Here is a 20,607-nt window from a genome sequence, read left to right as displayed (position 1 = left end):
ATACAATGAAAAATCTTATCTTATTATTTAGCTTTTTGGCTATCGTGTCCTGCAATGGACAGACCGATTTGGAATCCTTTAAATTTGATGAAAAACTGCCGGATAACAGCATGAAAGGAGAAAAGGAGACAGAAGCCAATTACGGATTATTATCTTATAAACAGGCTAATATTAGCAATTATAAGCTGGGAACAGTATCATTTTCCGAATACGCCGTGCCTAAAGGGTATGATTATTCCAACAATAATCTGGCACTATTTGTAAACTCTTATCAGAACAACCAATATCTGGGATTTATACTGAATCTTGCTAAAGAAGACGAAGGAAAAAAGCTGATCGATTATCTTACTAAAACATACGGTAATCCGGAAAAAAGAGCCACGGATAAAACAGGAGTTGCTTATTTTTGGGATGCATCAGCTAAAAATAAATGGCTGTTTTTAACCCAAACCCAGGAATTGACCCAAAGCAATACAAAATATACCAATACCAAACTGATTGTAGTAAAAAAAGGGACCAGAGTGGAGAATTCTTCAGATGCCGGCACTTTCTCTATCTTAGACAGCTTTACCCTTGCTTATCCTAAAAAATAAAAGATGAAACCTTATTACGAAATAGATTTTAGTGCGGTAATGTGTTCTTTTCAGATCAGAATTAATGATGTGGAATTAATTTCATTGAGTATTGAGGGACAGACAAGATCAGATTTTCCCATCAATCATCTTATTCTGGAAGGAGGTAAACAAACAATTGAAGTGAAAGGACTACCTATGGATGGACATCAGGAGCTGCACGAAGATTCTTACATAAGATATAGAGTGAATCTCTATGATATGGCCTCCGGAGAATACGCTTTTGTAAAACAGTTTGATGAATATTTTACCAAGAAACCGGATAAAAATATACCTCTTATAGCACACGCAAGTACATTTGAGGCAGATGTACCTTATAAGCTGGAGGCATGGCAAAAAGGAATCAATCTTAAAGACGTCAAGTTTGACGTTAAAGAAAAACTGATCAAAAAGTATAACGAAATTATAAAGCTGATCAATGGAGGCAATTACAGTTCGTTCAATGATCAATATCAAAAAAGAGAAAATAATAACGCTTTAGCCATGTATCTTAGCAAAAGTCAGGCAGAAGCCAGGATGCAGGGTATTATTTCCGATATGCAGAATGGATATAAAGCACGGAGCCTTCCGGATGATATTCAGGTAGAGTATTCAGCATACGGCAAGCTGGCCGCACTAAAATGTACAGATATGATGTCTGCATTACGTCTGGAAAATCCGGAAAGTGAGGAAGAATTAGTTCTGCCCATAACATTTTATATTCCCGAAGGGAAAGATGAGTTTGAGATTATATAGCAATCTTTAAAAGAAAAAAACACTGGAAATAAGCTCTAGGTATTTCCACCAGTTTTTATAACAGAATAAATGGGAGTTAAAAAGGAAAGATCATACATCGCATATAGTATTTTAGGAATAATAGCAGCAGGCTTTATTTATTTTATTCTGTGGATTATTTTCAAAGATAAAATGCCGCTGCATGAATATGCTTCTGAAATCTCCAATAACTATGACAGCTATGCAGAGAAAGCGATCGTTTTTTTTCCTCTACTTTTTTTTGTCTTCATCTTTATCATATTAATGAAGCCGAATGCTGCCAAACGTTTTTTACGCCTGCAGTCATCACTTCCCACCTCGAAGATCCATTCTGTAGCAAAAGGGCTGGCAGAAATTGAAGGAACATTGGTGATGAAAACTCCTTTATTCTCACCGGTAAATAATGAAGCCTGCATAGGATATTATTATACTATTGAGGATATTGACAGGGATTCAGACGGTAAAGAAAGCTACAGAACCATTCACCGGGAAACAAAATGCAATATCTTTCAGATGAAAGATGATACAGGAACCATAGAAGTAGAGCCGGAAGGAATAGAGCTGGTTTTATTAGAAGAAACCAATATAAGCAGTCATAGCGGTAAAAGGTACAAAGAAACCCTTCTAAAAGATGGTCAGAAGATGTTGTTGGTAGGCTATGCCGATTCCAGAAACGGAATACCTTTCATGAGAAAAGATGAACATTATAAAGTCCTTGGGATTACTTCCTCATCAGGAATCACAGTTTGGAATAAATACCAGCCATTGCTGAGGTCATTTATGTTTACCTGTTCCATCATCCTTTTAATAATTATTTATATACTTACACAATAATGAATCAGACGGTCGCAATCATATTACTTATTCTGCTGGGAGTGGTTATCATCAGCTTTTTGATCAATCTTTATAACAAGCTGGTCATGCTTAAATTTAATGTTGATAAAGCCTATGGCAATATTGATGTAGTGCTGAAACAGCGTACAGATGAGATCCCCAATCTTGTTACCGTTGCCAGGCACTTTATGAACTACGAAGAAAAGCTTCTTACCCGCCTTACAGAACTCAGAACTTTTTACAATAACAGTACTGATGCCGATAAAAGAACCGGGATTGCCAATGAAACCTCAAAAGCACTCTCCTCATTTTTTGCCGTTTCAGAAAATTATCCGGAACTCAAATCCAATAATAATTTCCTTGAATTGCAGAAAAGGATTTCTGATCTTGAGAACAAAATAGCCGACAGAAGAGAGTTTTTCAATGACAGTGTAAACCTGTACAATATTGGAATTCATGAATTTCCCAATGTGATACTGGCAAAAATGTTAGGCTATAAAGACAAAACGTTACTGGAAATTACAAACGCAGAAAAACAGTATGACGGAGTTCAGTTTTAATACCTTTTTCGGATTAGAAGATCAAATAGCGGATTACCCGGAAGTAACCATTTTCGGAGCTATGTTTCTGCCGCTTCTGTTGTTTATTCCGATGGCAGTAATAGGATGGATTTTCAGAAAGCTTAAATTCAACATGTATATCATTCATGTATTGATGTATACTTTGCTCTTTACATTTATAGTAGGAGCACTCACCCTATTTATACTTTTTTTATTACCGATAAAAATGGAGTAAAACTAGCCTATTGCTGGCTTACAGTCTTTGCCGGAATGTTCTTTTTCAGTTTGATCAATGCCAATACCATTACCAAAATGTTTACCGATTGGTCTAAACTAATTAAAGAAAAAGAAAATCAGTAATTTTGAAAAAACATTTAGCATGATGAAAAAAGCAAGAGTGCTGGTATTGATTTTTGCAGTATTAATTAATATCTGTTGTGGAAATAAATCATTTGATCTGTCTTCAGTTTCCTTGGGCGATGATGCAGAAAAATATGATTTTGAAAACAAAGACTTATTTCTGAAAGATGAATCAAAAACCGATATTATTCAATATTATGCTGATGAAAACAAAGGAGTAGCCTACGGAAATATACCATTAGATAATACGATGGGTACAAGGATTACAGTATACAAAGGAAAAGTAGGAGCTCTAGACACCAATGCTGCCGAAAAATATTCGCTGGAATTTGTAGAAAAAATAGTAAAAAAGAATGGAAATCCTACTGCTTCTATTACAGATAAAGCAACTGTAGATGCCCAACTGGCAAAACCTATTTTTGAAAAGCTTAAAAAACTTTCTCCGGAAAAAGTGTCATGGGATCAAAATGATAAAAATTCCTTTACATATCCTGCTTCTTTCTTTTGGGATGACGGGAAAAGCTATTCTATATTAAGTATCTCTATTGAAAATGATGGGATAATAAGAAATAAATACATTTCTGTAACCAAAGATGCCTATCATAATAACGCAGTTTTTGGATTAAAATATCCTGCGCCTCCTGCCTCTCCATGGTATAAGTATATGAATTAAATAAACAGAGATAAAATAGAACAAAACAAATAAAAAAGCATTTCCGTATACTTGAATCCTTGTTTTTCTGTTCTATTATTGATAACCTGATGCTAACACTAACATTATGAAAAGATTGAAATATATACTACCAATAATCTGTTTGACTTTTGTTTCATGCGGTGATCAAAAAAATAAAGCGCCCGCATCTGTTGTTGAAACACAGGGGAGTACACAGACAGAACCCTTTAATCTTGCTAAAATTACGGTAGGAGAAAATATCAACGAAATTTTAAAATCTGCCGGAGCTACAGCAAAAGAAGCCGTACGTACCAATGAAGTTACCCTGATCGGAAATGAAAAACTGGCCTTTTCATCCAAAGAATTATTACACTTCAATGGAATAGATCTGGAAGGGAAAAATGATAAAAATACCAATAAAGTCATTTTACACTTCGGAAAAGTAGATCAGGAAATAGGTCCTCTTGCCAATGAAAAAGAAGACGAATTGGGAATGTACCAGCTTGATATTTATACAGAGGAAGAAAAAACCGCACTTCTGGACAATCTGAACAAAACATTGCAAAAACCTAGCTTTGATACCATCCGTGAAGGATTTGAATCAGAAGTGAAAGATAATGAGATCATCCAGACCCATAATAAACTCAGACAGGAAGTAGCCATCTGGAGAAACAAAAATATGCTCTATTACTACTGCGAAACCAAAATAGATAACAGACCAGATGAATACCGCTGTAATCTCTTCGTATTCAAAAACAAAGAATGGAAAGACCTTCTGAAAGGATCCGGATATCCCGATCTGGATAAAATTCGTTGAATTACGATAAAAACAAACAAAAAAACAAAACATTCGCTTAATCCAATCAGCTTGCTGATTCCACTTTGCTCCCTAAAATAAAACTTTAGAAAAATAAAAACCTTTGCGTTAAAAAATAACCACTAATCTGCAAAAAAATAAAAATGCCAGTCTGAAAAGACCGGCATTTTTTATATCAAATGATTGTTCAAATTATTTCACTATAAACTGCATCGTCACCTGATCCAGTTTCAAAATATACACTCCCTGACCCAGATTTCTTGTTTTAATAGAATTGCCATTTCTGAAAGGCTGATCTATCGTCTGAAGAGTTTTCCCCTGAAGATTATAAATCTCAGCTTTCTTTATCTTCTGAAGATCTCCTTTCACAAAAATCTCCTGATTCGTAATAGGATTTGGAGAGATTTTAAAACTGTTAGACGCTGTTTCTGGAGCCATACTTTGAGCCATTCTTGCTGAAGAACCGGAATAGCATGTCCACGAAAGATCATCAATAGCTACTCTGTTGCTGGTTGAATTATTCACAAGACTTACCGTTACATTTCCGGAAATATTGATATTATTGATGGTGGTAGTTGCCGCTGAAGCGCTGTAAGGAATTGTTCCTACGCTTGTTCCGTTTACCTTTACATCGAAAGTGTCATTACTTCCTGTAAATTTAAGTTGTGTAGTAACCGTCAAAGATCCGATACCATTGGCAGAACTGCCAGAAGTTAAAGAACCGTTTCTTACCGTAATTGCTTTATTATTTAAAGTCTGATCAGTTCTTGCATCCGTTGCCGTCCATGAAATTCCGCTATTACTCCACGTTCTGCTTGCATAAGAAGCGCTGGCAGCCGGAATCGTTTCAAAATTTTCATTTACACAATTGGTAGCCGGAGTAGTAGTTCCCGAGTTGGTAGTACCGGAAACAGTAGAGCTATTCGAAGATGAATTTCCTGCCGCATCTTTTGCAACAATATAAAAGCTGTAAGCGGTAGAAGGAGTAAGACCTGAAATGGTTGCTGAAGTTGAGCTAACCGTAGTTTGCAGGCTACCGTTCATATAGACATTGTACGCTGTAACGCCTACATTATCTGTAGAAGCAGTCCATGCAAGAGAAATGCTGCTGGAAGTTTTTCCTGAAACATTCAGGCCTGTTACTGCAGTTGGAGCCTGAGTATCGCTTGCCGGCTGTTGGGAACCCCAGATTTGATTCACATAATTAGGATTGTCAATAAACGGATTTCTGTTTCCCTGATAAGCATAAGACGCATTATTTCTCTTAATCTCAGCCTGAGAAACCGGATCCTGATTGTGCCAGGCCAGAAGAACATTCAGTTCCCATGTCTGCAATCCAGGGAAGGTAGAACTTCCCAACATATTTCCTGAAGAAAAAGAAGAAAGCTTGCTTTGATAGCGCGTTACAAAATAGAAAATCATACGGGCAACATCCCCTTTAAACTCATCAATCGGCTCAAAAACCGTCCCAGAATATCCTGAAGAAGCAGAAGTTCCAAGCTTTGATCCGTTCATTGAAGTAAAAGAAGCGCTTCCAACCTTTCCATAAGGATAATTGCTTCTCATTCCGTTTACTTTTCCGTCCGTAGCTCTGATAAAATGAATATCTGCAACCATTGGAGAAGCCTCACTGAAAAGGCTTTGAGGAACAACGTGTTCTCTGTTATAGCAATTCCCTTCCGTAGAATACGTACCACACTGGTTAGTCCCCGGAGTATATTTGTAAGGATCAGTACCATTAGGTTTTTCAGAATAGATATCAAGGATGGAACCGTCATTTTCATAATCCTTATCAATATCCGTTGTTTTATAGCCTGTCCACAAACCGTTGTAACCCTTATCCTGATGTCCGTTGGTGATGATAGTGCTTAATGCAGTTTTCAGTGCTGCACCACTTAGCCCGTTGGCAGAATTGTAGTATCCGGCAGGAGCCTGAGCATGTGCAAGGCCTGCAAATACAGAAAATAAGATGATTTTTTTCATATCAATACAAGTTTCAACAAGAATACCACATTTTTGTGAATAAAAAATTACGGAATCGTTAATTTTAAAATGTACTGCATGTAAGAAGTGGTAGAGATGGGGTTCCGGGATTCGGGTTTGTGAGATACGAGTTTCGAATTTTTGCGTTTTGGTTTTGAATCTCAATATTTTCCAATATTAAATAGGGGTAGGCTTTAACCCGCCTTATAAATTATAATTCCAAACATCCGGCTTTAACCAAATTTAATTCATAAAAATCAAAAAAAGTATCTGTGCAAATCCGTGTTATCTGTAGGAAAAACGAATAACCCATAAAAAAAGCCAGTACAAAAGTACCGGCTCATATAATGGATGACTTACATCTTATTTTCTTTGTGGCGGATAATTTTTCATGATCTCAGCCATAATTTCAGGAATTTGTCTTTGCTTCGCTTTTGGAGAATCTACAGAAATTCCACTTCCGATACCCTGCCAAACCAATTTGTTGGTTTTTGCATCAATTAAATCTACAATCAGAGCACCTTCGTTATAATTCGTAGTCCAGGTTCTGTTCATACCAACACCCCATCCGAATGGGCCTCCCCATCCCCACATTCCGTAAGGTGAAGAAGAGTTGATATCAGTAACCTTTTTATGATTAGCTTTTACGTTGATAATCAGATCCGGATTTTCTCCCGACTGAAGACCTTTGCTTTGAAGCTGTCTGGACAGTTCGTTCAGCACTCTGTCTTTATCAATATCATTCAATTTTAGATCATCAATTCTTATTTTATATGTTTTGAAAGAATTGAAGTTGGCTGTATCAGCGTAATCTGAACGCACTTGAAAAGGGCTACATGAAGTTAAACCTAAAGTAGCAGATGCCAACAAGATAAAAATATATTTTTTCATTTTATTTATTTTTTTTATCACTTTTAATGAATGTATCAGTCTTTTTATCGTACCCGTAAGGACAGTGTCTGCAACCACTTTTACAGCAATATCCCCTTTTTAGATGGAATTTTTCCGTAAAAACCTTGTACCCCTGTTCATTATAGTAGAAGTCTTCACCTTCTTTGATATCATAATGGGCCATAAGTTAAATGCTAGTCAAAAAACTTTTTATATTTGTTAGTATGATAATTGTATGCCAAAAGCCCTTAAAAAAATTAAAAATTAATGGCATTGCTCTTTTTCCCTTTATCTTCATTAGGAAACCCGAAGATAAGGAAAATAATGTATTGATCAATCACGAAAAAATCCATTTACGCCAGCAGCTGGAAATGCTCATTATTTTCTTCTATATTTTCTATGTTATTGAATATTATTACTGGTTTTTCAAGCTTAAAGACAGCTATCTGGCCTACAGAAGAATCTCATTTGAAAAAGAAGCTTACACCAATGAAAAGAACCTGAATTACCTTAAAAAAAGAAAATTCTGGAGCTTCAGGAAATATCTTTGAAATGAAGCATTAATAAATTATAAATTATAAATGATGAATGATGAATGATGAATGATGAATGATGAATGATGAATGATGAATGATGATTTTGGTATTTGAGATGGATTTCGGATTATGAATTTTGATGCCTTTTTATATTCAATAGAAACATTTTAATCTGCATCACAAAAAAATCAAAAGCATCATCTGTGAAAATCTGTGCCATCTGTGGGAGAAAAAGAAAACCCTCATAACATTAAATCTTTTCCTACTTTTGCAAACAATAAACCTTGAGTCGTCAAAACTGAAATGCTATTACAACTTCCCACAGAACCTGTTTCCATTCAGGAAATTCTTATTCAAAAAAATATAAAACTGTTCATTAAAAGGGAAGACCAGATTCATCCGCTGATTTCAGGGAATAAATACTGGAAGCTTTTTTACAATATCAATCATTATCTGGAAAAGAATCCCGGTAATCCTTATATTATTACTTTTGGAGGAGCTTTTTCTAATCATATAGCCGCTGTTTCAGCAGTTGGGAATATGGCAGATATTCCAACATTAGGGATCATCAGAGGAGAAGAGCTACAGCATAAATGGCGTGATAATCCGACCTTGCTTTTTGCAAAAAGAAAGGGAATGAACCTGAAATTTGTCACCCGTGAAGAATACCGCCACAAAGAAAAACTAACAGAATTCCTTCAGCATGAATTTCCGGAAGCATTAATTGTTCCTGAAGGAGGAACTAATGAAGAAGCTGTAGAAGGGGTGAAAATGATGCTCAACGAACAAACAAAAGATTTTGACTATCTTTGCACCGCAGTTGGAACCGGAGGAACCGTTGCAGGAATTTCCAAATTTTGTGAAGATAATCAGAAAGTTATAGGATTTAAGGTGGTTGACGATGCTTCACTGGAAAATAAAATTTTTGAATTAACTTTAAGACAGAATTTTAATCTAATAAATTCATGTTTTGGAGGTTACGGTAAAATAAATGATGAAAACATCTGTTTTATCAATGATTTCAAAGAGAAATATGGTATTCCTTTAGAACCGATTTATACAGGAAAAATGATGCAGAAGGTATTTGAACTAATAGAAGAAGATTATTTTCCTGAAGACAGCAGGATTTTGTGCTTTCACACTGGCGGATTGCAGGGGATTGAGGGAGCTAATCTGCTTTTAGAAAAACAGAACAGAAATTTAATTATATAAGTAAAATTGAAAAACATGAAACACTTAGTGTTCCATCTTTCATTTTAAAACAATAAAAAATATAAGATGAAAAGACTTTTCCTATCCATAAGCCTTTTAGTTTTATCAAAATTTTCTGCCCAGACTTGGGCAACCGAAGATCAGTATATTCAGAAATTTGCTAAATATGCCGTAGAAGAAATGGAAAAATATAAAATTCCGGCTTCTATTACTCTTGCCCAGGGATTACTGGAAACCGGAGGAGGACAGAGCAGACTGGCACTGGAAGGTAAAAACCACTTCGGTATAAAATGTAAAGAAGACTGGACCGGTAAAACAATGAAACATACCGATGATGCACCCAATGAGTGCTTCCGTGTGTATGAAGATCCAAAACAGTCTTACGAAGACCACTCCATATTTTTAGCGACCAGAAAATATTATACAAATCTTTTCAATCTGGATATGAAAGATTACAAAGCATGGGCGTACGGGTTAAAAAAAGCAGGTTATGCTACCAATCCACGCTATGCTTCCATTCTTATCACCAAAATTGAGAAGTATAAATTATACGAATACGACAATACCAATTCTAATGAAGTATTGTACGCTGTTCTTAAAATGTACCCGGATCTGAAAGACGACAGAACTTTCATGGCACAGTTGGAACCTTCAAAAGTCACCAGAAAAGCTAAAGAACCGGTTACCGTAGAAGTTCCTTACAAGCAGACTTCTTATGCTCAACAGCAAAAAAGAGTAGAAAGAATCAAAACGAAAGCAGAAATTCTTAACTCTATTCTTATCAAAAGTCACCCTAACGACGGGCTGAAATATATCGTCATTCCTGAAGATACCGATGTGAAATTCATTGCCAATAAATTCAAAGTAAGCGAAAGCAGACTGATGAAATGGAATGAGCTGGAAAATGAAACATTAAAGAAAAATGATATCGTTTTCCTTGAGTCTAAAAATTCTACAGGAAATACAGCTATCTATAAAGCTGAATCCGGAGAAGACATGCATGATATTGCACAGAAATTCGGAATTAAATTAAATAAATTATATGCTAAAAACAGAATGGATGAAGGACAGCAGCCTTCTGCCGGACAGCTTATTTATTTAATAGACAAAAAACCACGAAACTAATTTAATTTTTTGTTGAGAGTCTACCGTTGACAGTTTATTGCCAACCCGCAGCTGTCAGCAGCAACTAAACATATATGAAGTATCAGAGAAGTTCGGCTTTATTTGATGAAGCCTACAAATACATTCCGGGAGGCGTAAACTCTCCGGTAAGAGCATTCAAATCTGTAGGAGGAGTGCCTGTTTTTATGAAATCGGCAAAAGGGGCTTACCTTACCGATGCAGATGACAATACTTACATCGATTATATCAACTCTTGGGGGCCTGCTATCTTAGGACACACACATCCTGAAGTACTGGAAGAACTGAAGATCCAGGCAGAGAAAGGATTCTCTTTCGGTGCACCTACAGAACTGGAAACAGAAATTGCAAAATTTATCATTGAAAATGTCCCGAATATTGACCAGATCAGAATGGTTTCTTCAGGAACAGAAGCATGTATGAGTGCCATCAGACTGGCAAGAGGATATACAGGAAGAGATAAGATTGTAAAATTTGAAGGCTGTTATCACGGACATTCGGATTCATTTCTTATCAAAGCCGGAAGTGGAGCAGCTACATTCGGAAATCCAAATTCTCCGGGCGTAACAGCTGGAACAGCTAAAGATACTTTGTTAGCCCGTTATAATGATTTTGAACAGGTTGAAGATTTATTCCGTCACAATCAGGGAGAAATTGCAGCGGTAATCATAGAGCCGGTTGCGGGAAATATGGGCTGTGTATTACCAGAAAATGATTTCTTGCAAAAGCTGAGAAAAATCTGTGATGAAAATGGAGCTTTATTAATTTTTGATGAGGTGATGACTGGTTTCAGATTAGCTTTCGGAGGAGCGCAGGAGCTTTTCAATGTAAAAGCAGATTTAGTGACTTACGGAAAAGTAATTGGAGGAGGGCTTCCGGTGGGAGCTTTCGCGGGAAGAAATGAAATTATGGATCATCTTGCACCAAAAGGTGGGGTTTACCAGGCTGGAACATTAAGTGGAAATCCTTTGGCCATGAGAGCCGGATTAAAAACACTTCAGCTTATTAAAAATGATCCGGAATTTTTTAGCAGATTAGAGAAGACAACAGAAACATTAGATTTTGAAATCGGGAAAATTCTGAATGAAAAAGGAATTGCTCACAGAATCAACAGAAAAGGTTCTATGATGTCAGTATTCTTCCATATCAGCAGCGTTTCCAACTTTGATGAGGCGCAGGAAGCGAATCATTCATTGTTTAATAATTTCTTCCACCAGATGCTTCAGAACGGGGTATATCTTCCACCAAGTGGCTATGAAACTTACTTCATCAGTGATGCCATCAAGGATAAAGAAATTGATATGACACTGGAAGCAGTAAGAAAATTTGAATATTCCAATAAATAATAATGAAACCGGATTTTTATCCGGTTTTTTTATGCCATACTATTTTTACTGATCATTCACAAAGCATAAATCATACAGATTTTGTAATAAACCATACACCTCATTCAGAACACTTCTTTTTAATTTTGTATTAAATAGATTGGAAATGAAGACCTCAGACAATAACATCTCCCGCAAAGACTTTATCAGGAATTCGGCTTTGGCTGTAGCGGGGCTCACCTTAATACCCAATATGATGAATGCATCACCTTTCTTTGATCAAAATAATACTTCGGTAAAGGGAAAAATGAGCCTGAAAAATGTTCGTCTGGAAACAGGTTTTGAATACAAGGATGGGGAAGTAGACTCTACCAAAACTGATCTGTTTTATGTAGAAATTGAAAACGGAAAAATTACAAAGATTGAGCCCAATCAACCTAATGCTAAAGCTGTAGATGCAAAAGGTCTGCTAATGCTTCCTGCTTTTAAAGATATGCACATTCACCTTGATAAAACCTTTTATGGAGACCAGTGGCAGGCTGTCCGAAAAAGAACCGGAGGGATCAAAGGAATGATAGAACTGGAGCAGAAAATGCTTCCTGAGATGCTGAAAAATTCAACTTTCAAGGCGGAAAAACTAATCGAATTACTGCAATCAAAAGGAACTTCATTCGCAAGAAGCCACGTGAATATTGAACCTACTTCAAAACTTCAGTCATTAAAAAATCTACAGAAAGCATTAGAAAATAAGAAAAAAGGTTTTGGAGCTGAGTTGGTAGCTTTTCCACAGCATGGAGTGTTTTATACAGATTCTGTGCCTTATCTGAAAGAAGCTGCAAAGATGGATATTGATTTTATTGGAGGAGTAGATCCATTCAACGTTGATGGGAACATCGAAAAAGTAGTAGATTTTACCGTTCAGCTTGCTCTTGATAATAAAAAAGGAATAGATATTCACCTGCACGAAACCGGAGATTCCGGATTGAAAACAGTTGAATATCTGATTAAAAAAGTAAACGAAAATCCTTCTCTGAAAGGAAAAACCTATTTAAGCCACTGTTTTGTTCTGGCTAAATTAGAAGCAGCAAAACAGGAAGAAATCGCTGAGAAATTGGGTGAAGCACAGATCGGAATTGTCTCCACAGTCCCTTTCGGCAGAATGATTATGCCTATCCCAACGCTTTACAAACATAATGTAACTGTTCTTACCGGAAATGACAGTATTGTCGATCACTGGAATACTTTCGGAACAGGAAGTGTGCTTCAGAAGGCCAATTTGATGGCGCAATTGTATGGATATTCCACAGAGTTTTTACTGTCAAGAAGCTTAAAACTGGCAACAGGAAATGTGCTGCCATTGGATGATAAAGGAATCAGGCAATGGCCGAAGTCCGGAGATAAGGCAGATTTTGTATTGATCAACGCAAGTTGCTCTGCAGAAGCAGTATCGAGAATTTCAGACGTAGAATCATTAGTACATGATGGAAACGTTGTTTTTTAATTCAACCTACAAAGCAATAAATAAATTTATATATTTTAGTTGTGTTTTTTTGTAACCGCAAAGGGTATAAACGTTTTACGGGGAAAGCCAGAGAATTTATTAAAATTTTCAGAGAAAGCCAAAGAATGCAGATAGAAGCAGAAGATAGGGTGGCTTAGATAAAACTTTTGTTCCTTTTGTGGTTATTTTAATTTTTTCTCTCACAAATTTTAGTAATTTTAGGAGAAAATCAGGCAGAGTGAGCAGCCATACGGATCATTTTCCCATTTTAGGAATTCAGGAATTTAGTGAAAATCAGCTGAGCGGCTGTAATCTGCTGTTCAATGATCTTTCCGGCGCACGTTCTATTGATGATCCTCACAAACATGATTTTTTTATCATTAACCTTTTTGAGTACGGAGCCGGCTCTCATACCATAGATTTCACAGAATATCAGGTGAAAGACTATCAGATTCATCTTGTTTTTCCGGATCAGGTACATCAATGGGTGATTGAAAAGGAAACCATCGGCTATCAGCTGATGATCAGCAGAGATTGGTTTGAAAGTTTTTTGCCCTCGTTAAGATTCTCTGCATCCTATTACCAGAATCATCCGGTGATCAATCTTTCCAAAGACGTTTTTGAAACTTTCCTGTATGAATTTCAGGAAATCAAAAAAGAACTGAGCGGAGAAAAAATATTTTGGGAACTGATTCAGAAAAGAAGTGAACTGATCGGGTTGCTGGTAAGTAAATCGATGGAAGGTGCTTTCAAAGACTTTGAAATCTATAATTCGAATCCTATTATTTCAAAATTTCTGCATCTTATTGATGAACATTTCAAAACAGAAAGATCCGTTTCTTTCTATGCGGATAAACTGAATATTTCTGCCAATTACCTGAATATTGTCTGCAAAAAGAATCTCAATGCCTCGGCTTCATCACTTATTCAGGATCGTATTTTACTGGAAGCCAAAAGGCTTTTAAAAGTTTCCGAAATGTCTGTAAAAGATATTGTGTATGATCTCGGTTTCTATGATCATGCCAGCTTTTCAAAATTCTTTAAAGCTCAGACGGGGATGACGCCTTCCCAATTCAAAGAATAATCTGTACAAAACAAGACATGATTGATACACCGGTTTTACTCTAAAGCTGGGTTAATTTTGTATTGTTAAATTTAAAATCATGCAATTTCCCTATCAATTAACTGCAAAAGGAACATATTCCCTTAAAAATGTCCGCCTGGAAACAGGTTTTGAATACGAAAATGAAGAAGTTACCGGAACAAAAACTGATCTTTTCAGTATTGAAATTGAAGACGGAAAAATAAAAACAATCAAAACTAATGATTCTGCTTCCAACGCAATAGATGCTAAAGGGTATCTGATGCTTCCGGCTTTCAGGGATATGCACATCCATCTGGATAAAACATTATACGGGCTTCCATGGCAGGCGCTTTCTCCGAAAAGAAGAACGGTGAAAGATATGATTGCTTATGAACAGGAAATCATTCCGGAATTATTGAAAACTTCCGTGAGCAGGGCAGAACAGCTAATCAGCCTGCAGCAGCATTACGGAACTCATTTTGCAAGGACTCATTTTAATATTGACCCTACATCAGGATTGAAATCTCTGGAGCATCTTGAACAGGCTCTTGACAATAAAAAAGATTCTTTCAAAGCTGAACTGGTAGCCTTCCCGCAGCATGGAGTTTATTATACGGAATCTGCTCCCCTGATGAAAGAGGCCGCTCAGCTGAAAAGTGTGAGCTTCATAGGCGGATTGGATCCATTGAGTATTGACGGAAGTATTGAGAAAGTAATGGATTTCACGGTTCAGCTGGCCTTGGATCATAATAAAGGAATTGATATTCATCTGCACGAAGTAGGAGAGTCCGGGATGAAAATCATCAATTATCTGATTGATAAAGCCATCGAAAATCCGGCACTTCAGGGAAAAACGTTTGTAAGCCATGCGTTTGCTTTAGCACATCTTTTACCTAAAGAAACTGAGCAGATTGCAGAAAGATTGGCAGCAGGAAAAGTAGGAATTGCATCTTCCGTCCCTTTTAAAGGAATGGTGATGCCAATACCAACACTGAAAAAATATGGTGTGAATGTTTTGATAGGAAACGATAATGTACAGGATTACTGGAGTACATTCGGATCCGGAAATATGCTGCAAAAAGCCAATCTGATTGCAGAACTGTATGGTTATGCTACAGAATATGCGCTGTCAAGAGCTTTGCAGTTTGCTACTCAAAGTATTCTTCCTCTGGATGAAAAGGGAAAGCAGCAATGGCCAAAAGCCGGTGATGAAGCTGCCATTGTTTTGACAGACGCTGCATGTTCCGCAGAAGCGGTTTCCAGAATGTCCGAAATAAAAGCCCTTATGAATGACGGGAATTTATTCTGGAGAAATTAATGTGAAGTATATATTTTTTTATACACTTGTTTTTTGTAATCGCCATCGGATGTTTTTCTGGTGGCTTTTTTTTGAATTATGAATTATAAATGATGAATGATGAATGATGAATGATGAGGTTTCGGGTTTCGAGATACGTGATTTGAGAATTTGTGATGCTGTAATATCCATTTTATGATTTCTTATATTCAATAGGGACGGGCTATTATCCTGAGCATAGTCGAAGAGAGCCCGTTAAACCTGATGAAAACTCCTCCGGCTTTAGCCAAAATCTATTAAAAAATCTGTGATAATCTGCGAAAATCTGTGGTCGAACAAAAGAAATAACGGTTCAAACTACAGTTTTTAATTTTCACAATGTGAACAACGCTTAATATTAATTTTGGGAGATAACTACCATATTCAATAATTACCATTAAAAAAGCCCTCGGAAAATAATTTCCGAAGGCCTTTTATTTGAAATTAAATCTAAGTACTTATATGATGTGTTATAAGTTAAAGTTAGTCCATCCTGCATACCACGTATCGTTGGCATCTTTTACTGCACCTCTGTAAGTAACCTGTGTGAACCAAGTTGCTAATTTAGGATTAGTAAATGCTCCTCCAGTTAATAACGGAGAACCAGCATTAGGAGTAAAGTTTGGGGTAGTTCCTGCAGGAGCCCATGCACCGGCAAGTTTTACATCCGCTGTAGAAGCAAGGATGGTGTTTCCTTTAGCATTAAACCAAGTTGTAAGATCGTTTAATGTATACGTTGTAGGAGTAGAAGTAGATGGTCCGAATTTTAAAGGAGTCTGGTTTCCTGCTAAAACGTTGTTTTCAAAGAATAATTTGTTACCTACAATATTGTTATCCGTTGGAGCCCCTTTCGTAGCATCAATGAATAAACCTACAGGGAATCCTGTGAATACAGAGTTGAATACAGAGATAGATGAGTTTCTTCTGATCTGTAATGCATTCTGGAATAATGCATTGATTGATCCAGGAGCCGCAGAGTTGATTGGCCCGATAATCGTCATGTTAGAGAACGTAGCGGATGTCTGAGGTGTCAAAGTAGAACCGTTAGCATCATTGTCAGATTCAAATGCGTTAGAACCCGAAACGTCTGCTACCTGAGAATCTCTTACTGCGATACCAAACTGAATATTTCCTGAGAAACCATTGTCAGTATCGAAATCATCGTCAAGACCTTTATAAGAAATAAGGTGAGAACAGTTTACCGTTCCTCCGAACCACTCAAAGCTGTCATCATTAGCATAGGCAACTTCTACGTAATCTACTGTAGTTCCGTTACCTACACCCCCGAATGTAAGACCGTTGATCTCTTTATCCGGTAAGAATGCATATCCTGCATATTCTATTCTTACATATTTTAATACACCACTGTTGTCAGCAGCATTATTTCCACCGTAAAGTCCAAGACCTTCAGAGTTGTTGATACCTCCTTCAATCTCTCCAACTCCGTTTGCTCCACCGAAAGAAGCATTGGTAGGAGCATTTCCTAAGATTACTACACCTGCCCAGTCTCCTCTTTTAGGACTTGGTTTTTCAGAAGTGAAGATAATTGGATTGGCAGCAGTACCTTCTGCCATGATTTTACTTCCTTTTGTAATGATCAAAGCTCCGTTTTTATCAGCTTCACCTACAATCTTTGTACCTGGCTCGATAGTTAAAGTAGCTCCGTTAGTTACATATACAAGTCCTCTCAGCTTATAGATTTTATTGGCTTTAAGCGTAAGGCTGGAAGTGATCTTTCCTGAAAGAATAAGGTTTTCAGAATCTCCGTTTCCGTTACCTCCATTTTGAATAATGGTAGGTCCATCTTCTTCTATATTTCTACATGCGGTAGTTGATACTAGAGCGCCAAGCATTAAAGAATATAAAACGAACTTTTTCATGTTATAAAGAATTAAATTATTTATTAGATTATTTTGTTGAGTGAATTAAAAATTGTATCCCAGTGTTAAACTGATATTAGTTCCTGAAAGTCTTTCGATAGCAAGAGCATCTTTGTTATCATACTTACCGTTGTCGTTCAGGTCATGGTAGAATTTAGCACGACGGTTCAGGATATCTGAAACATTCAGCTTGATCTCTCCTTTGTTGCTCCAGATCTTTTTAGCAAGCTGGAAGTCTAAAAGAGGTCTTGGTGCTTCCCAGATTGGTGGTACCTGATCGTTTCCTACATAAAGGATTCTTCTTCCGATCATGTTGAATAAAACTGTAGAAGACCATCCCGATTTTTCAGTATCATACTGAAGACTTACGTTCACAGTATATGGAGACTGCCCCTGCATTGGTCTGTCAATCTTAGTAGCTTCGTCTGTTACTTTGTTTTTAATTAAAGCTACGTTTCCACCCAGGGTAAAGTTTTTAAGAGCACTTACAAAATCCAGTTTTTTTCTTACTTCCAATTCTACCCCGTAAGCATCAGCTTTATCTACATTAAGGTAGTTGAAGGTATTACTGGTTCCTACCCCAGACTGGTTGAAGTATAATTCGATAGGCTTTTTAAAGTTTTTATAGAAACCTGCTACGGATATAATTTCTCCGTTTCTTGGGTAATATTCCCAACGAACGTCGGCACTCGTGATTTTCGTTCTTTCAATAGACTTGTTACCGATTACAGTAGCTCCTAAATCAAAATCATAGTATGCTAAAGGAGAAACTTCTCTGAATTCAGGTCTTACTACAGTTTGTGAACCTGCAACACGGATATTCATTTTAGGATTTACCTTGAATGTCAAGTTAACAGCCGGTAAGAAGTCTGTAACACGTGTGTTCACAAAACGGTCGTCGCTTTTCTTTGTGCTTCCCACCAATTGGTCAAAGTTTTCAACTCTTAATCCCCAAACTGCTCTTAGCCATGGTGTAAAGTTATTGTCAAACTGTAAATATCCTGCGTTAAGGATGGTGTTGGCAATATATCTGTACTGGTTTCCTGCAATTTCATCAAATGTAAATCCACCATTACCCCCGAAATTCTCAGGATTGAAAATAGTTTCGAAAGGCTGGGAAAGTAATCCCTGGTTGAAGTTTTCAAGTCTTACTGAGAAAGGTCTGGAATTATATATTCTGTCTTTTACCTGGAATAAATAACCTCCCTTGATGGTTTGCTTTTGACCAAACATCGTAAATGTCTTGGAAACATCCCCCCCTGCATTATATAGATAGTCACTTAAAGTAGAGTAGAATACACTTCCTGATTTTTGAGAAAGACCATTAGAAATCAATGCTAAATAAGGGCTTCCTGTCATGTTTGTATATTGGTTATACTGCAAACGCTGCAGCAAAGGAATATACTGATCAAGGATCCCGAAGCTTCCGTACCAGTTTACGGTAAGGCCGCCAAGAACATCAATTTTGTGGTTACCGGTAAGGGTAGAGTTGTAGAAAGTAGTTTCTTTAAATCCAATCTCCCTTGCCATAATGTTTGTTCCGTTGATAGGATCAAACTCAAAGTCCTTTCCTGTTCTGAAGGACATGTGATTCACTGTATTGTTGGTGATGATATTCTTTAGGGAAATTTTATTGTTGCTGTTCAGCTTTAAAGCCAGGTTCAACATTCCTCCTAAAATAATATCATTGCTGTATTTTTCTGTATAATAATCGAAGTTGGTATCAGCAAGCTGGTCGTTAATGGTAAAGAAACGGTTGGTAGACTCAGTTCTTCTTTTGTTGTTAGAGTAATTTAAAACAGCAATTACCCCTAAATCTTTTCCGAATACTTTTGTATTAAATCCACCATCTAACTGTAAACTGATATTTTCAGGATAACCAATACTGTTATATCCCAAATTCTTTGTATATCCTTTACCAATCTCTGTTTTCTGAGCTTCAGTAAGAATACTGAAAGCATTTTTTGCAGGCATATTGGTAGGTAGTTTTCTGTAACCGTCATCAATTCCTAAGAAATCCCATTTTCCGCCTTTCTGCATACGGAACTCCTGTCCCATAGTAGCGGTATTTCCTCCTACACCTACCTGTACGTTGAAGAAATTCTTATTAGGAATATCCTTAGTATTTACCTGAATCAAAGCACCTCCCCATTCTCCGGTATATTCAGGAATGAAAGTTTTGTTGATAACAAGAGTTTCGATAACGTTAGCAGGGAAAAGGTCAAAAGAGAAAGTCTTTCTGTCAGGCTCCGTACTGGATAACTGAATACCATTTAGCATCGCCTGATTGTAACGGTCTGATAAACCTCTTACTACGATATATTTTCCTTCAGATAAACTCACCCCGGAAACTCTCTTCAGAACTTCCCCTGTGTTTCTGTCCGGACTTCTTTTAATGGCTTCAACACCGATAACCTGAGAAACTACACCGGCGTTTTTCTGTAAACCGATTGTAGAGGCTATGGTTTCTTTTCTTGCATTAGATTTTATGACAACTCCCTCAATTTCTTTTTCTTTCGTAGAAGGCTTGTCCAGAACGATGTCAAGATGAGTATTACCTTCATTTTTGATGATAACCTCGCTGATCTCTTTTCTGTTGTACCCATTGGAGCTTACTGTTACAATGTAATTGGCACCAGGGGAAAGGTTGATAGAGTAGTATCCGGAAATGTCAGTAGTTACCTCCTGGCCATTTACTTTTACTTTTACCCCTTCTATAGGAGTATTATCTTTCTCGTCCAATACCCTACCTTCCAAAATCTGGCTTTGTGCAAAAGCATAGCCAGCAGAAAACAAGGCAAGTAGCACAATGCTCTTGTGGAGTTGTTTTTTCATTTTACTTCTTTTACTTCTTTTTCAAGGGCAAAATAAAGGCTAAGTTTTTAGGAAAACTTTAGGATAATCTTAATTAATTGTGAAGTTTGTATTAACGATTGGAGGGATTTTACAGTTATCGATGTTTTATTTATATAATTATAATTTTTGTTTTAATTTTAAATATTATTCCTTATATTTGGTTTGTGTGTATTTATTTGTTAATTTTTTTATTGATTTTGTAATTTTAAGCTAAAATGTAATTTTTTAATA

Annotated in this window: 19 protein-coding genes; 14 read left to right on the top strand and 5 right to left on the bottom strand. The window is 36.7% G+C overall.

Going from position 1 to position 20,607, the window contains the following annotated elements; genetic code table 11:
* The first annotated feature begins 5 nt into the window (after positions 1-5).
* From CLU97_RS14885 to CLU97_RS14855, 7 genes are all read left to right on the top strand, one after another.
* Positions 6-593, top strand: coding sequence for a hypothetical protein (locus CLU97_RS14885; RefSeq protein WP_147436491.1), 588 nt, complete (start codon positions 6-8; stop codon positions 591-593).
* A gap of 3 nt (positions 594-596) precedes the next feature.
* Positions 597-1,367: a hypothetical protein gene (locus tag CLU97_RS14880; RefSeq protein ID WP_121488632.1), complete on the top strand. Its 771-nt coding sequence runs from the start codon at positions 597-599 to the stop codon at positions 1,365-1,367.
* A gap of 69 nt (positions 1,368-1,436) precedes the next feature.
* Entirely contained in the window at positions 1,437-2,219 is a 783-nt protein-coding gene (locus CLU97_RS14875; RefSeq protein WP_121488631.1) for a hypothetical protein, read from the top strand.
* Positions 2,219-2,779, top strand: a complete 561-nt coding sequence (locus CLU97_RS14870) for a LemA family protein (protein ID WP_121488630.1) — start codon at positions 2,219-2,221, stop codon at positions 2,777-2,779. Before CLU97_RS14875 ends, CLU97_RS14870 begins: the two co-directional genes overlap by 1 nt.
* Complete coding sequence (locus CLU97_RS14865; protein ID WP_121488629.1) at positions 2,760-3,014, top strand: hypothetical protein; 255 nt, start codon at positions 2,760-2,762, stop codon at positions 3,012-3,014. The genes CLU97_RS14870 and CLU97_RS14865 overlap by 20 nt, the downstream gene beginning before the upstream one ends.
* A gap of 144 nt (positions 3,015-3,158) precedes the next feature.
* Complete coding sequence (locus CLU97_RS14860) at positions 3,159-3,812, top strand: hypothetical protein (RefSeq protein ID WP_121488628.1); 654 nt, start codon at positions 3,159-3,161, stop codon at positions 3,810-3,812.
* A 106-nt stretch (positions 3,813-3,918) separates the two neighbouring features.
* Positions 3,919-4,629, top strand: a complete 711-nt coding sequence (locus tag CLU97_RS14855; protein ID WP_147436490.1) for a hypothetical protein — start codon at positions 3,919-3,921, stop codon at positions 4,627-4,629.
* Positions 4,630-4,821: 192 nt separating this feature from the next.
* Here the strand turns inward: CLU97_RS14855 and CLU97_RS14850 are convergent, their stop codons facing one another.
* The 3 genes from CLU97_RS14850 to CLU97_RS14840 form a co-directional block, all read right to left on the bottom strand.
* Positions 4,822-6,612: an endonuclease gene (locus tag CLU97_RS14850; protein WP_121488626.1), complete on the bottom strand. Its 1,791-nt coding sequence runs from the start codon at positions 6,610-6,612 to the stop codon at positions 4,822-4,824.
* A gap of 363 nt (positions 6,613-6,975) precedes the next feature.
* Complete coding sequence (locus CLU97_RS14845) at positions 6,976-7,503, bottom strand: DUF4136 domain-containing protein (RefSeq protein WP_121488625.1); 528 nt, start codon at positions 7,501-7,503, stop codon at positions 6,976-6,978.
* Position 7,504: 1 nt separating this feature from the next.
* The gene (locus tag CLU97_RS14840; protein ID WP_047434227.1) at positions 7,505-7,687 is read right to left on the bottom strand and encodes a DUF5522 domain-containing protein; all 183 of its coding nucleotides are present in this window, start codon (positions 7,685-7,687) and stop codon (positions 7,505-7,507) included.
* 40 nt (positions 7,688-7,727) lie between these two features.
* On the opposite strand from CLU97_RS14840, the gene CLU97_RS14835 reads away from it, so the two are divergent.
* The 7 genes from CLU97_RS14835 to CLU97_RS14805 all read left to right on the top strand — a co-directional run bounded on the left by CLU97_RS14835 (position 7,728) and on the right by CLU97_RS14805 (position 15,622).
* Positions 7,728-8,054: a hypothetical protein gene (locus CLU97_RS14835; protein ID WP_121488624.1), complete on the top strand. Its 327-nt coding sequence runs from the start codon at positions 7,728-7,730 to the stop codon at positions 8,052-8,054.
* Between the two features lie 288 nt (positions 8,055-8,342).
* A complete protein-coding gene (locus tag CLU97_RS14830; protein WP_121488623.1) occupies positions 8,343-9,251 on the top strand; it encodes a 1-aminocyclopropane-1-carboxylate deaminase/D-cysteine desulfhydrase in 909 nt (302 codons plus the stop codon).
* Between the two features lie 66 nt (positions 9,252-9,317).
* On the top strand, positions 9,318-10,376 hold the full coding sequence (locus CLU97_RS14825) for a glucosaminidase domain-containing protein (protein WP_121488622.1): 1,059 nt from the start codon (positions 9,318-9,320) through the stop codon (positions 10,374-10,376).
* A gap of 74 nt (positions 10,377-10,450) precedes the next feature.
* A complete protein-coding gene (gene hemL / locus CLU97_RS14820) occupies positions 10,451-11,740 on the top strand; it encodes a glutamate-1-semialdehyde 2,1-aminomutase (RefSeq protein ID WP_121488621.1) in 1,290 nt (429 codons plus the stop codon).
* Positions 11,741-11,885: 145 nt separating this feature from the next.
* Positions 11,886-13,220, top strand: a complete 1,335-nt coding sequence (locus tag CLU97_RS14815; protein ID WP_121488620.1) for an amidohydrolase — start codon at positions 11,886-11,888, stop codon at positions 13,218-13,220.
* A gap of 238 nt (positions 13,221-13,458) precedes the next feature.
* A complete protein-coding gene (locus tag CLU97_RS14810) occupies positions 13,459-14,304 on the top strand; it encodes an AraC family transcriptional regulator (protein WP_121488619.1) in 846 nt (281 codons plus the stop codon).
* Positions 14,305-14,383: 79 nt separating this feature from the next.
* The gene (locus tag CLU97_RS14805; RefSeq protein ID WP_121488618.1) at positions 14,384-15,622 is read left to right on the top strand and encodes an amidohydrolase; all 1,239 of its coding nucleotides are present in this window, start codon (positions 14,384-14,386) and stop codon (positions 15,620-15,622) included.
* Between the two features lie 488 nt (positions 15,623-16,110).
* Here CLU97_RS14805 and CLU97_RS14800 read toward each other — a convergent pair whose 3' ends face one another.
* Together CLU97_RS14800 and CLU97_RS14795 are read right to left on the bottom strand one after the other, a co-directional pair.
* Positions 16,111-17,520 carry a hypothetical protein gene (locus tag CLU97_RS14800; RefSeq protein ID WP_121488617.1) on the bottom strand — a complete coding sequence of 470 codons (1,410 nt, stop codon included), beginning with the start codon at positions 17,518-17,520 and terminating at the stop codon, positions 16,111-16,113.
* Between the two features lie 45 nt (positions 17,521-17,565).
* Positions 17,566-20,355, bottom strand: a complete 2,790-nt coding sequence (locus CLU97_RS14795) for a TonB-dependent receptor domain-containing protein (RefSeq protein ID WP_121488616.1) — start codon at positions 20,353-20,355, stop codon at positions 17,566-17,568.
* Positions 20,356-20,607: the final 252 nt, after the last annotated feature.

The organism is Chryseobacterium sp. 7 (assembly GCF_003663845.1).
Lineage (GTDB): Bacteria > Bacteroidota > Bacteroidia > Flavobacteriales > Weeksellaceae > Chryseobacterium.
Note: the sequence above shows the minus strand (reverse complement) of the source record. Positions and strands in the feature narration are given on the sequence as shown.